Source organism: Brachybacterium sp. J144, from assembly GCF_036321705.1.
In the GTDB taxonomy this organism is placed as follows: domain Bacteria; phylum Actinomycetota; class Actinomycetes; order Actinomycetales; family Dermabacteraceae; genus Brachybacterium.
This window is the reverse complement of record NZ_JAZDCG010000008.1, coordinates 58255-71161: the sequence shown is the minus strand read 5'-3', so window position 1 is coordinate 71161 and position 12907 is coordinate 58255. Positions and strand designations below refer to the sequence as shown.

General features: G+C 72.3%; 10 protein-coding genes. 4 read left to right on the top strand and 6 right to left on the bottom strand.

Features of this window, described 5'->3' with window-relative positions; translation table 11 throughout:
- Positions 1-260: 260 nt before the first annotated feature.
- Entirely contained in the window at positions 261-1079 is an 819-nt protein-coding gene (locus tag V1260_RS05050; RefSeq protein ID WP_329745712.1) for a VIT1/CCC1 transporter family protein, read from the bottom strand.
- A gap of 116 nt (positions 1080-1195) precedes the next feature.
- A complete protein-coding gene (locus tag V1260_RS05045; RefSeq protein WP_329745711.1) occupies positions 1196-3427 on the bottom strand; it encodes an MMPL family transporter in 2232 nt (743 codons plus the stop codon).
- Positions 3428-3574: 147 nt separating this feature from the next.
- Between V1260_RS05045 and V1260_RS05040 the strand changes: the two genes are divergently transcribed.
- From V1260_RS05040 to V1260_RS05030, 3 genes are all read left to right on the top strand, one after another.
- On the top strand, positions 3575-4798 hold the full coding sequence (locus V1260_RS05040; protein ID WP_329745710.1) for a DNA glycosylase AlkZ-like family protein: 1224 nt from the start codon (positions 3575-3577) through the stop codon (positions 4796-4798).
- An 89-nt stretch (positions 4799-4887) separates the two neighbouring features.
- Positions 4888-5802: a rhomboid family intramembrane serine protease gene (locus V1260_RS05035; RefSeq protein WP_329745709.1), complete on the top strand. Its 915-nt coding sequence runs from the start codon at positions 4888-4890 to the stop codon at positions 5800-5802.
- A gap of 56 nt (positions 5803-5858) precedes the next feature.
- The gene (locus tag V1260_RS05030) at positions 5859-6242 is read left to right on the top strand and encodes an iron chaperone (protein ID WP_329745708.1); all 384 of its coding nucleotides are present in this window, start codon (positions 5859-5861) and stop codon (positions 6240-6242) included.
- Positions 6243-6778: 536 nt separating this feature from the next.
- Here the strand turns inward: V1260_RS05030 and V1260_RS05025 are convergent.
- Positions 6779-7408, bottom strand: a complete 630-nt coding sequence (locus V1260_RS05025; protein ID WP_329745707.1) for a pyroglutamyl-peptidase I — start codon at positions 7406-7408, stop codon at positions 6779-6781.
- 79 nt (positions 7409-7487) lie between these two features.
- Between V1260_RS05025 and V1260_RS05020 the strand changes: the two genes are divergently transcribed.
- A complete protein-coding gene (locus tag V1260_RS05020) occupies positions 7488-8144 on the top strand; it encodes a GNAT family N-acetyltransferase (protein WP_329745706.1) in 657 nt (218 codons plus the stop codon).
- Between the two features lie 189 nt (positions 8145-8333).
- Here V1260_RS05020 and V1260_RS05015 read toward each other — a convergent pair whose 3' ends face one another.
- From V1260_RS05015 to V1260_RS05005, 3 genes are all read right to left on the bottom strand, one after another.
- The gene (locus V1260_RS05015) at positions 8334-8843 is read right to left on the bottom strand and encodes a lamin tail domain-containing protein (protein ID WP_329745705.1); all 510 of its coding nucleotides are present in this window, start codon (positions 8841-8843) and stop codon (positions 8334-8336) included.
- A 338-nt stretch (positions 8844-9181) separates the two neighbouring features.
- Entirely contained in the window at positions 9182-10996 is a 1815-nt protein-coding gene (locus tag V1260_RS05010; protein WP_329745704.1) for an ABC transporter ATP-binding protein, read from the bottom strand.
- The gene (locus V1260_RS05005) at positions 10993-12819 is read right to left on the bottom strand and encodes an ABC transporter ATP-binding protein (RefSeq protein ID WP_329745703.1); all 1827 of its coding nucleotides are present in this window, start codon (positions 12817-12819) and stop codon (positions 10993-10995) included. Before V1260_RS05005 ends, V1260_RS05010 begins: the two co-directional genes overlap by 4 nt.
- Between the last annotated feature and the right edge of the window lie 88 nt (positions 12820-12907).

Below are 12907 nucleotides of genomic sequence, written 5' to 3'. Positions count from 1 at the left end.
GCGCCTGATATGGGGGGGGGGGGGGCGGCCCGGCCTCTTGCGGGGTTCCTGGGCCGCTGTCATGAGTCGGGCCTGCTACTCGGGTCGTCTCCGCCGTGTGCCGGGGTCCTGAGCGCCGGGGCCGGTGGTCAGTTACCGGCGCGTAGCGTTCCACTACGGCTATATAGGCGTACTGCAACGCTATGCGCCAGCACCTGACGATGGGGTACCGGACAAACGTCCTGCGCCAGTCCCTGAGGACGAGGCGCCCGACAGTTGTGTCAGCCGATCGCGACCCCGAGCAGCGCGCCGATCCCGTAGGTGACGAGCAGGGCGAGGATCCCGCCGACGATCGTGCGGATCGTCGCCGCACGGGCATTGGACTCGCCGAGCCGGGCGCTGAGCAGGCCGAGCAGGGCCAGCGCGAGGACGACCGCGAGCATCGTCGCGGGGAGGCGCAGCGCGGGCGGGCTCGCGAGGATCGCGAGCAGCGGGATGACCCCGCCGACGGTGAAGGAGACCAGGGAGGCGAGCGCCGCGGAGACCGGCGAGACCACGGCCTCCTGCTCCACGCCGTGGCGGAAGCGGGTGTGGGCGGCGAGCGCGTCGTGGCGCTCCATCGAGTCGGCCACCTGCCCTGCCACATCGCTCGGGATCCCGGACTCGACGAGCGAGGCGATGAGCCGCTCGTGCTCCGCGGCAGGCTGCGCGGCGAGGTCGCGGCGGGTGCGCTCGATGAGCGCGGTGTCGGTGTCGCGCTGGGTCGAGACCGAGACGTATTCGCCCATCGCCATCGACAGGGCTCCCGCGACCAGCGAGGCGAGTCCCGCGATGAGCAGCCAGCGGATGTCCGCCGTGGCACCGGCGACGCCGACGGCGAGGCCGGCGACGGAGACGATGCCGTCGTTCGCGCCCAGCACCCCGGCGCGCAGCCGGTTCACGCGGTCCGAGCGGGAGGTCCGTTCCTCGGCGTGCTCCGACGACGGGGTCGCGGCCGACGGCGCGGTGGGAGCCGACGACGGGACCGTCGGGGCAGTCGATCGAGCGGGAGTGGACGGTCGGGCAGGGGAGGGGCGCGGGGGCAGGTCGAGGAGGCTCATGCCCCGAGGATAGTTCTTTGGACTTAGTCCAATCAAGCAAGGCGAGGCTAGCCTGACCTGCGCAAACAGGTGAGGCTAGCCTTGCCGAAGTGGTCGGAGTGGTCGGGGAGCGGAGGTCAGGCCCTTGCCGGCACCGGCTCCGTGGCGCCCTCCGAGGAGGTCCCGAGCTGTTCCGTGGGCGCCGTCGGCCACCACATGCGCTCGCCGATCAGCGCGAACAGCGCCGGCACCAGCACGGTGCGGACCAGCAGCGTGTCCAGCAGGACCCCGAGTCCGACGATCAGGCCCAGCTGTCCGAGGACGACGAGGGGCAGCACACCGAGCGCCGCGAAGGCCGCCGCGAGCACCACGCCCGCGCTCGTGATCACCACGCCCGTGGAGCCGACCGCCCGGATCATGCCGTGCGCGGTGCCATGGGTCGCCGCCTCGTGCCGCGCTCGGTGGACCAGGAAGATCGTGTAGTCCACGCCGAGGGCCACCAGGAACAGAAAGGCCAGCAGTGGCACCGTCACGTCGAGCGCGGGGATGCCCAGCAGGGTCCGCCCCGCGAACAGGCCCAGCCCGATCGCCGCGACGGCGCTGAGCACGTTCACCGCGAGCAGCACGAGCGGTGCGACCACCGCCCGCAGCAGCAGGATCAGCACCGCGAGCACGACCAGCAGGATCAACGGGCCGACGACCAGCAGGTCACGGGCGGAGTCGGCGCGCACGTCCACCGCATTGGCGCTGGTGCCGCTGACGAGGGCGTCGGCACCCGACAGTGCGTGCAGCGCATCCCGCAGCCCCTCGACCTCGTCGGAGGCGGCCGGCGACTCGGGCTCCGCGGAGCCGACGGCGGAGAGGACCGCCCATCCGTCGGCCGTGGTCCCGGTGGTCGCGACGCGCTCGATGCCGGGCACCGACTCGGCCGCCGCGATCGCCGCCTCGGCGGCGTCCTCGCGGACCACGATCCGGTGCGGGGCGCTCTCGCCGGCGCCGTAGTGCTCGGCCATCGTCGCGAAGCCGGTGGAGGACTCGTTCGCCGCGGCGAACTGCTCGTCCTGCGAGAGCCCCACCCGGGTGCCGAGCAGTCCGGTGGCCAGCACCGCGAGGAGCAGCATGGAGCCGACCGCAGCGATCCACGGCCGCCCGGTGACGGCGCGGGCGACGGCCGCGAAGGGGCCGTGCTCCGCCCCGTCACGGCGCTCTGCGTCGTCACGGTGCCCCGCCCCGTCACGGTGTCCCGTGGTCGCGCCCGGTCGCGGGACGAACGGCCAGAACCCCCGTCGGCCGCAGACGGAGAGGAGGGAGGTGAGCGGGAACAGCACCGCGACCAGCGCGATCAGCAGCCCCGCCGCGGCGGCGAGGCCGAGGCCGCGGGTCGCGGGCATGACCGCGGCGAGCAGCGTCAGCAGGGCGAGGACGACCGTGATGTTCGAGGCCAGGATCGCCGGGACCGTGCGCCGCCAGGCGAGGGCGAGGGCGGCGCGGTGGTCCTCGGTGCGGTGCAGCTCCTCGCGGTAGCGGGAGATGAGCAGCAGGGCGTAGTTCGTGCCCGCCCCGAACACCAGCACCGAGATGACGCCCGCGTCGAAGGCGAGGGAGAACTGCTCGCCGAGGGTGTCGGTGACGCGCCCGGCGGCACCGTCGGCCAGCGCCACGACCGTGAGCGGCAGCAGCCACAGGATCGGCGAGCGATAGGTGAGCAGGAGCAGCACCGCGACCACGGCGATCGTCACCGCGAGCAGGCGGAAATCCGCCCCCGCGAAGGCCCCGCGGATGTCGGAGCCGACAGCGGGACCGCCCGTGATCGACACCGTCAGTCCCTCGGGAACCGAGTCCTGGGCGGTCTCCCGCAGGTCGGCGATCATCGCGTCGATCGCCTCGGTGTCCGCCTGAGCGTCGACCGTCGTGACCAGCAGGTCCGCCTCGCCGTCCGCGGCGGGCATGGGGCCGATCACCTCCCGTCCCGAGGTGGTCTGCAGCGCGGGGCGGAGGGTCTCGATCCCGGCGGCGTCCGCGTCGGTGAGCGCGCCGCCGTCGGTCCGGGTGATCACGGCGAAGACCGGCTGGAAGCGGGAGCCCTCGAGGGTGTCGGCGATCGCCGCGGCGCGCGAGGACTCCGAGCTCTCGGGCAGGGCGTCCATCCCGGCGACGGGGCCCCCTCCGCGCATCCCGCCCATCACGGCGAGCAGCAGCACGACGAACACGCCCAGCACCGCCCACGCGGAGCGGCGACCCACGAGCAGGGCGGCGAGGCGCTCGCCGGCGGGACGGCCGACGGGGGCCGGACGGCGCTCGCGGGCGGGAAGGTGCTCGTCGGCGGCTGCGTGGCCGACGGGCGGGAGCGGGGTGGAGGTCGAGGGCACGGAGCATCCTTCGAGGTCGGAGCGGGAAAGCCCCAGATCGGCGGGGCGCTGTCCACGCTAGGAAGCGGTGCCGGAGCCCGGATCAACCCTTCGATGTATTCGACCGTCGGCCCCTGAGGACTCGGTGGTCCTCGGTAGGGTCGGCGCATGACGCAGCGCCATCTCGTCGGGGCCAGGATCCTCGCGCAGGGACTCGTCGGGTCGGCGCGCAGCGGTGCTCGCGCAAGACGCGGCACCGAGTCCGCCGCGACCGGCGGAACCCCCGCCGCGACCGGCGGCACCCCCGCGCCCGTCGAGGTCGCGCGCTCCTTCGCCGCCCACCAGGGGCAGGACCTGCCCGGGGTGATCGCCTCCCTCGCGCTGCGCAGCGGCGGGGCGGTCGAGCCGGTGCTCGCCGCCTTCGACCGCGGGGAGATCGTGCGCGGCTACCCGATGCGCGGCACCGTCTTCGCCGTCGCCGCCGACTCCCTCGCCTGGATGACCGAGCTCTGCGTCGCGGGTCCGCTGCGCGCCGCGATCGCCCGCCGCGGGGCGCTCGACCTCGACGAGCGGAGGGTCGAGCGGGCCCGCGAGGTGCTCGTTGCGGCGGCCGAGCCGGTCTCCGCGCCCGGCGTCGGCCGGGGACTGCTGCGCAGCGAGGTGATGGCGGTCTGGGAAGCGGCGGGGATCGCGACCGGGAGCGGCCGCGGCTACCACCTGCTCGCCGAGCTGATCTCCTTCGGCGACATCGCCTACGGGCCGTGGCGCGAGCAGGAGACCGCCGTCGTGCACGCCCCGACCTGGCTGCCCGCCGGCAGCGACCTCGAGGGCACCTTCGGCGGGGACCGGGACGCGGCCGCAGCCGAGCTCGCGCTGCGGTACCTGACCAGCCACGGCCCGGCGGGGGAGAGGGACCTCGCCTGGTGGTCGAAGCTGCCGCTCGGCACGGTGCGCCCCGCGATCGCCCAGGTCGCGGAGCGGCTCGAGTCCGGATTCGCCGACCGCGACGGGCGCCTCCACGCCCGCCCCGAGGACGCCCGCGGCGGTGACGGGGAGCGGCTCTGGTTCCGGCCCGGCCTCGCCGAGGAGTACGCGGACGCCGAGAAGGACACGATGAAGGAGCTGCTGCTGCCCGGCTTCGACGAGCTCGTGCTCGGCTACCCGGACCGGCTCGCGCTGATCGCCGAGGGCCACCATCCCGCCCTCGCACCCGGCAACAACGGGGTGTTCAAGCGGGCCGCTCTGCGCCGTGGCGAGATCGTCGGCACCTGGACCCGCACCGGCTCGGCCGGCAAGCGCCGCCTCGTGCTCGAGGAGCTCGGCACGATCTCCGATCCCCAGCGCCGGCGCTTCCAGAACCTCTTCGCGCGCTTCCCGTACACCGCCGCCTGAGCGGCGGCCCCGGCGCGGGGCAGGGTCGCCGTCGGCGCTGGACTCGCGCGCCCGGACCCGCCCCAGGCGCCCGTGGTGGAATGGCCCCCATGGATCGACCCAGCTACGGCTACAGCGCCGAGGACGCCCCCGAGCCGCAGGCTCCGCCCGTCTGCCCCCGCCACCCCGACCGGGTGAGCTACGTGCGCTGCCAGCGGTGCGAGCGGCCGGTCTGCCCCGACTGCCAGCGACCCGCGGCCGTCGGCGTGCTGTGCGTGGACTGCGCGCGGGACCTCGAGCGCCAGCAGGCGTCCTCCCGGCCGCGCAATGCGATGGGCGGCGCCGTGGGCCGCGCGACCCCCGTCGTCAGCTACACGATCATCGCGCTGTGCGTCCTCGCGTACGTCGGGCAGCGGGTGGCGCCGGACCTCGTCGTCCAGCTGGGCATCTTCGCGCCGTTCCGCGCACTCGCGATGCCGTGGACCTTCCTCACCGCCGGCTTCCTGCACGGCGGGATCCTGCACCTCCTGCTGAACATGTACGCGCTGTACGTCTTCGGCCCGCAGCTCGAACGGACCCTCGGGCACTGGCGCTTCGCCGGCATCTACCTGCTGTCCGTGGTCGCGGGCCACACCGCGGTGGTGCTGCTCACCGATCCGCTGAGCCAGAACTGGTACGGCGGCACGTTGGGGGCGTCCGGAGGCGTGTTCGGCCTGTTCGCGGCCATGTTCATCGTCATCCGACGGATGGGGGCCGACGCCGCTCAGCTCATCGTCCTCATCGCGCTGAACCTGGTCATCACCTTTACGGTGCAGGGCATCTCCTGGCAGGGTCACATCGGCGGGCTGCTGATGGGCGGTGCGCTGACCGCGGCGATGTACGCGCTGCGCCCCAAGGCGCGTCCCGGCTCCGACCGGCAGGCGATCGCCCGCCGCTCCGCGCTGCTCCACGCCGGGGTGCTCGCCGCGGGGTTCGTGCTCTGCCTCGCGCTCGTGCTCGGGCGGTTCGCGCTGCTGCCCGCCTGAGGCGCGGGGCACGGAGGGGGCTGCCGGTTCGTCCGTGCAGGCGCTAGCGTCGGCGCATGAGCGATCCCGCAGGCCCCGACGGCACCGCGACCCCTGCAGGCCCCGACGCCTATCCCGCCCCCGCCCCCGAAAGGTTCCTCCCCCTGCTGGAGGAGCTGCGGGCCCGGCTCGCCGCTGCGCTGCCCGATGCCGAGGAGTTCGTGGGCTACGGGATGCCCGGCTTTCGGATCGACGGTGCGATCGTCGCCGGATACGCCGCGTTCAGCCGCCAGTGCGGGCTGTACGTCGACGCGGCCGCGATCGCCGAGTACGCCGACGAGATCACCGGGGCGGGGCTCAAGCACACCAAGACCGGGGTCACCTTCACCGTGGCCCGCCCGATCCCGGGCGAGCTCGTCACCCGCCTCGCCCTCGCCTCCCGCGCCGCGCTCGGCGTGTGAGGGCGCTCGGGTGTGAGGGTCGGGCCGACGATCACGGTGATTTGACGCCAAGTCGGTGGCCACGGCGGGAGCGCCGCTGCCCGCGCAGAGCACCCACCTGCGGAACTACACCGGTGTGACTATCCCCAGTTGTGGACGCGGATGTGGATAACCGTGGATCTGCTGGGGACGTAGGCCCGGCGACTGTGGAAAACCGGGGATGGGCTGTGGACGGGCAGTGGGCGTGGGAGATCTCCGCGAGTCCGCACCGGCTCCGGTCGAGCTCGGTCGGCGGCGCACCCGATCGGTTCGACGGGCGGGCCCCGTGTCGCTGACCTGTGGATATACCCGAACGTAACCGATGCTGACCTGGCATGACAGGCACGGGTCCGGATTCTCGTCACCGGGACGGAGATCACGGCGCGATCACGGCGGCCGCTGGCGCGACACGCCCGGGAAGTCGTTCGCACCTGCGGAACTACAGGTCTGTCATTCGTCCACGGCTGTGGACAACGCTGTGGAAAACTCCGGGGGAGGGTCGGAAGGGGTGGCGGCGCTCAGTGCTCGGCGCCGCCGGGGAGCACGCTGTCCACAGCGTTCTCCCGCGCCGCCCGGACCAGCTCGACGATCCCGCGGGCCGTCTCCTCGACGGCCAGGGCGTCGGCCGCGGGGACGTGCACGAAGCCGCCGCGCACCCCGGCCAGCTCCGGAGCGGTCGCCAGCAGGTGTGCGATCCGGTAGGCGAGGTCGTTGCAGACATAGGTGCCGGCCGTCTGCGACACCGACGCGGGCAGGCCCGCCTCCCGCAGCGCCGCGACCATCGCCTTGACGGGGAGGCTCGTGAAGTGGCCGACGGGACCTCCCGCGACCACCGGCTCATCGACCGGCGAGGCTCCCGCACCATCCGGGATCCGGGCATCGCGGAGGTTGATCGCGACCCGCTCGGGGGTGATCGCGGTGCGACCGGCCGCCAGCCCGACCGCGATCACCAGCGGTGGGCGCCGCGCGCGCACGGCCTCCTCGAGGAGATCCCCGGCCCGCCCGAACTCGACCGGCAGCTCGATCGCCTCGACCGCGAGCCCGCTCTCGCGCAGGATCGGGGACGCGCGCCGCACCGCCTCCCACGACTCGTTGAGGGCGGCCCCGTCGAAGGGCTCGAAGCCGGTCAGCAGCACGTCGGTGGTCATGGAGCCAGGGTAGGGCCGCCCGGGACGGCGGAGCGGAAAACCCCTCGAGCACCCGTCGACAGTTCCCTACCCTGGGGCGATGTCGACGCACCCCGATCTCAGCACGCTGTATCCGCCTCTCGGCCTCGTCCTCCGCGCCGGAGATCTCACGCTGCGCCCGTTGTCCGACGCGGACATGCCCGAGTACGCCGCGCTCCTCCGTCGGCCGATCTTCGCCGACCCGACCGGTCCCGAGGTGTTCCCCTGGTACCGGGCGGAGCCCGACGAGCGCGAGCTCGACGCGCTGCGCTTCCAGTGGCGGCTGCGCTCCGGCATCGGCCCCGAGGAGTGGACCCTCGTCTTCGGGATCTGGGCCGGCGGCCGACTGATCGGCTCCCAGGACGTGTCCGCTGTGCGCTTCGCCGAGCGGCGTACGGTCTCCTCCGGCTCCTGGCTGACGCTCGACGCGCACGGGAACGGGTACGGGACGCTCATGCGCCAGGCCATGCTGACGCTCGCCTTCGACCACCTCGGCGCGCGGCGGGCCGAGTCCTGCGCCGTGGTCGGGAACGCCCCCTCCTTCGGGGTCTCGCGGGCCTGCGGCTACGTCGAGAACGGCACGCAGGTCTCGGCCCTGCGCGGATCGCGCGAGGTTGAGCAGCGCTTCCTCGTCACGCCGGAGACCTTCCGCCGCCCGGCCGTGCCGGTCGAGGTCGAGGGGCTCACCCCCGCGCTGCGGGCGATGCTCGGAGCCTGAGCCGGGGGACTGCCTGTCCACGAACGGGACGTGAGCGGCACGAGACCTGCACATAGCAGGGCAGGTGCCGCTCACGTCCCGTCGGTGGACAGCAACTTCCGGGCGGGCGAGGACCGGCCGTCACCGGGACCAGGCGGTTCCGGGTGGCGGGGCAGCTCCTGGGATCAGGCCGTTCCCGGACGGGCGAGGTCAGCAGTAGGCGGTCGTCGCGGTGGTGCGGGCCGTCGTCTTCGTGGCCTTCTTCGTGCCGCCCTTGTACGTGCACTTCTCGACGAGGGTTCCCTTGGCGTTGTACAGCCGGGCGGTGTCGCCGGTGTTGTTCCAGATGTAGCTCGCCTTGCTCCAGTACAGGGTGGTCGAGGAGTTCTTCCCGGAACCCGAGCGGATCGTGAGGGTCTTGCCCGGGGCCAGCTTCGTGCCCTTGGGGAAGGCGAACCTCTGCGGGCCCTCGTCGCGGAGCACGTAGCCGGTGAGGGTCAGCGTGGTCTTCCCGGTGTTCTTCACCTGGATGTACTCCTGGGTGTACCCGGCGTTGTTCGACTTGTCGGTGCCTTTGGGGTCGTAGTGGATGGTGGTGATGTCCAGCGGCTTCACGACCGCGGCCTCGGCCGGGGCGGTGACGGCGAGCGGGGCGGCGAGCAGGAGGCCGGCCAGCAGCATGGGCAGCAGGCGGGCGCGCGAGAGGGCAGGAGCGAACATGAAGACCTCGAGGAGGACGGGATCGGGAACTCGACGGTGAGCTCCAGATCAGGGCCGACGGGATGCACGAAAAGTACAGCCCGCCGGGCCCTTCGGACCAGAGTTTCCCGACACCTGTTCAGCGAGCTCTGTCACACTCCGCGGCATCGCTGTCCTGGCGGTCAGTGGAGGGGCCGGCCCGGGGCGAGCGGGCCGCGGCAGCAGTCCCGGAACCTCCGCAGCCGCCTCGTCTCGCCTCCTCTCCTCTGCCTGTTCCGCCTCCTCTCGACCCCCGCCGCCACTCGCCACAGTGGCGGAGCCGACGGGGCTGTCCCCGGCCCGCCGGGGACGGCCGACCCCTACATCGACTCCTGCCACGCCTGGTAGAGCGCCGCGAAGCGCCCGCCCGCGGCGACCAGCTCCGTCGGCGAGCCGTCCTCGACCACCTCGCCGCCATGGACGACGAGCACCCGGTCGGCGATCATCACCGTCGTCAGACGGTGGGCGATGATCAGCGAGGTGCGGTGGCCGAGCAGCTTGGTGAGCCCTTCCTGGACCATCCGCTCGGAGGGGATGTCCAGCGAGCTGGTGGCCTCGTCGAGGATCAGCACCCGCGGGTCGGCGAGGAAGGCGCGCGCGAAGGAGATCAGCTGCCGCTGCCCCGCCGAGACGCGCCCGCCGCGCTTGTTCACGTCGGTGTCGTAGCCGTAGGGGAGCTTCTCGATGAACTCGTCGGCGCCGATCGCCCGCGCCGCCGCCTCGATCTCCTCGCGGCTCGCCCCGGGCTTGCCGAGCGCGATGTTGTCCGCGACCGTGCCGGAGAAGAGGTAGGCCTCCTGGGTGACCATCACGATGTTGCGCGTCAGGTCGTCCATCGACACGTCCCGCAGGTCCACGCCGTCGAGCTTCACGCTGCCCTCGGTCGCGTCGTAGAAGCGGGCGATGAGCTTCGCGACCGTGGACTTGCCGGCGCCCGTCTGCCCGACCAGCGCGACGGTCTGACCGGCGGGGATGTGCAGGTCCAGCGGCTTGAGCACGAGCGGGCCGGCCTCGCTGTAGCGGAAGGAGACGTTCTCGAAGTCCACCTGCCCGCTCGAGGTGGGCAGCGGGGTCGGGGACTCGGCCTCCTTCACGTGCGGCTGAACGGCCAGCAGGTTCGCGATCTTCTCGAGCGCCGCCACGGCGGACTGGAAGGAGTTGTAGAAGTTCGCGATCTCGTCGACCGGCTGGAAGAAGCGCCGCGAGTACAGCACGAGCGCGACCAGCACGCCGACCTGCAGGTCGCCCTGCAGCACCCGGAAGCCGCCCACCACGAGCACCGCCGCAATGGTGATGTTCGCGAGCACGCGCAGCGCCGGCTGGTAGATGCCGAAGACATTGATCGAGCGCATGGAGGCGTCGCGGTAGTCCTGCGCGAGGGTGTCGAACTCTGCCTGGTTGCGGTCTTCCTTGCGGAAGGCCTTCACGGCGCGGATCCCGGCCATCGCCTCGACGAAGTGGACGATCAGCCGCGCCGAGTGGGTGCGGATCGCGCGGTACTCGACGCTCGAGCGCTTCTGGAACCACACCGTCAGCGCCACGCAGGGGATCAGCATCAGCAGCATGACCAGGCCGGTCACCGGGTCCATGCCCACGATCAGCACGATCGTGAAGACCATCGACAGCGAGGCGCCGACCATGACGTTCACGCCCGAGTCGAGCAGCTCGCGCAGCGCCTCCATGTCGGAGGTCTGCCGCGAGACGATGCGACCCGAGGTGTAGGACTCGTGGAACTCGAGGTCCTGCTTCTGGGTGAAGCGGAAGACCTTCCGCCGCAGCGCGAGCAGCATCCGCTGTCCGACCACGACGGACTGGCGCACGTAGCCGAAGGTCAGCAGGCCGCCCACGATCGCGGCGCCGACGGCGAGGACCGCCGCCTGGATCGCCGGGGTGGCATCGCCCTCGAGCAGCGACGGCAGGCCGTGGTCGATGCCCCAGGCGATGATCGCGGGGCCGGCCACGACGGCCAGCTGTGCGACGACCACCATGATCGCCATGAGCACGAACTGGCCCTTGACCGGCGAGATCAGCTCGCCGAGCAGCGCGAAGGAGCGGCGGCGGGAGGACTTGGCCTCCTCGGCGGTGAGGGCGCCGCCGTCGGCGCCGTCCTGGTCGAGCGGAGCGGTGGTGGTCATCGGCCCTCCTCCTGGATGGCGCGGAGCTCGAGCTCGCCGGTGAGCGTCTCGATGTCCTGGTCGCGGCGGCGCTCCTCCTCCTGGTTGGCGATCACCCAGCGGTACCGGGCGGAGGTGGCCATGAGCTCGGTGTGGGTGCCGACGGCGACGACCCGGCCGTCGTCGAGCAGGGCGACGCGGTCGGCGAGGGCGACGGTCGAGGTGCGGTGCGCGACGATCAGCGTGGTCGTGCCCTGCAGCACCTCGCGGAGGCGGCCGGTGACGGTCTCCTCGGTCCGGGTGTCGAGGGCGGAGAGCGGATCGTCGAGCAGCAGCACGGCCGGTCGGGCGGCGATCGCGCGGGCGAGGGCGAGGCGCTGGCGCTGGCCGCCGGAGAGGCTCATGCCCTCCTCACCGATGCGGGTGTCGACGCCCTCGGGCAGGTCGTAGGCGTAGGTCGCGTCGGCAGTGCGCAGGGCGAGGTGCAGCAACTCCTCGGCCTCCGCCTCTGAGAGCCTCGGATCGGCGCCGAGCAGCACGTTCTCCCGCACTGAGTCGGAGAACAGGGTGGCGTCCTCGAAGGCGACCGCGGTGAGGGTGCGCAGGGTGATCAGGTCCATGTCGCGGATGTCGACGCCGTCGATGGTGATCGCTCCGCCGGTGACGTCGTAGAGCCGCGGCACGAGCTGCAGCAGCGTCGACTTGCCGCTGCCGGTCACGCCCACGAGAGCCATGGTCTCGCCGGGGAGGATCTCGAGGTCCGCCCCGTCGAGGACGTCGGTGACGTGCGCGGGGGCGTCCTCGTACCGGAAGTGGACGCCCTCGAACCGCACCGCGCCGCGGGCCGTCGTCGGGTCGACGGGCACCGGCCGCTCGGGCGAGACGATGGTGTTCACCGTGTCCATCACCTCGTAGTGGCGGTCCAGCGCGGTGGTCGCGTTCACGGCCTGACCCAGCAGCATGCCGAGCATCCGCACGGGGCCGACGACGAGGGTGGCGGTGGCGAAGTAGGAGGCGAGCTGGCCCGTGCTGATCGCCCCGTCGGCCGTGAGGTGCAGGCCCACCAGCAGCGCCACGCCGAGCGCCGCCTCGGGCAGCATGAACATGAACATGTCGAAGCGGGCCATCGCGGTCGCCTTGCGCACCTCGGTGCGACGCAGCTCCTCGGCCTGCTCGGTGAAGCCCTCGAGCGCGGAGGGGCCGCGACCGAAGGCCTTGAGCACGCGGATGCCCTGCACGGACTGCTCGATGGTGGTGGCGAGGTCGCCGTTCTGGTCCTGGGAGAGGCGCGAGAGGACCGAGAAGGAGCGGTTGAAGCGGTACGCGATGATGCTCACCGGCACCGCGGCGATGAAGAAGATCAGCGCCAGGATCGCGCTGGAGCGGATCAGGAGCACCATGCCCACGGTCACCGTGACGACGTTGGTGACGGCCATGATCATGCCGAAGGCGATCCAGCGGCGGATCTGGTTGATGTCGGTGAGCATGCGCGAGAGCAGCTGGCCCGAGCCCCAGCCGTCGTGGAAGCTGACCGGCAGGTGCTGGACCTTCTCGTAGAAGCTGACGCGGATCTGCTTCTCGACGGTGGTGGAGGGGGCGACGGCGAAGGTGCGGCGCAGCCAGATGAGGGTGGCCTCGACGACGCCGAGGGCGAGCACGATCGCGCCGCCCGTCCAGATGGTGATGGCGGTGGCGTCGTCGCCGAGGCGGTTGACGATGAACTCGAGGACCTGCGGGATCATGAGCGCGACGATGGACGCGGTCATGGCGCTGAGCAGGCCGAGATAGAGGCGGAATCGGATGGGGCGGACCGTCTGCCAGAGGCGGCTCATGGTGCCGAGCATGGGGAAAGGATCCTCAGGGGGGAGTTCGCCCCCGGCGGTCGGGGACGAAGTCTTAGCCTAGTCAAGTATTCCCACGTCTGACAGCGTA

What these genes read in the sequence shown, in the direction of transcription:
- V1260_RS05015 (WP_329745705.1), bottom strand. Translation starts at nt 8,843, where the DNA reads ATGTTCGCTCCTGCCCTCTCGCGCGCCCGCCTGCTGCCCATGCTGCTG.
- V1260_RS05025 (WP_329745707.1), bottom strand. Translation starts at nt 7,408, where the DNA reads ATGACCACCGACGTGCTGCTGACCGGCTTCGAGCCCTTCGACGGGGCC.
- V1260_RS05010 (WP_329745704.1), bottom strand. Translation starts at nt 10,996, where the DNA reads ATGACCACCACCGCTCCGCTCGACCAGGACGGCGCCGACGGCGGCGCC.
- V1260_RS05050 (WP_329745712.1), bottom strand. Translation starts at nt 1,079, where the DNA reads ATGAGCCTCCTCGACCTGCCCCCGCGCCCCTCCCCTGCCCGACCGTCC.
- V1260_RS05040 (WP_329745710.1), top strand. Translation starts at nt 3,575, where the DNA reads ATGACGCAGCGCCATCTCGTCGGGGCCAGGATCCTCGCGCAGGGACTC.
- V1260_RS05005 (WP_329745703.1), bottom strand. Translation starts at nt 12,819, where the DNA reads ATGCTCGGCACCATGAGCCGCCTCTGGCAGACGGTCCGCCCCATCCGA.
- V1260_RS05035 (WP_329745709.1), top strand. Translation starts at nt 4,888, where the DNA reads ATGGATCGACCCAGCTACGGCTACAGCGCCGAGGACGCCCCCGAGCCG.
- V1260_RS05030 (WP_329745708.1), top strand. Translation starts at nt 5,859, where the DNA reads ATGAGCGATCCCGCAGGCCCCGACGGCACCGCGACCCCTGCAGGCCCC.
- V1260_RS05020 (WP_329745706.1), top strand. Translation starts at nt 7,488, where the DNA reads ATGTCGACGCACCCCGATCTCAGCACGCTGTATCCGCCTCTCGGCCTC.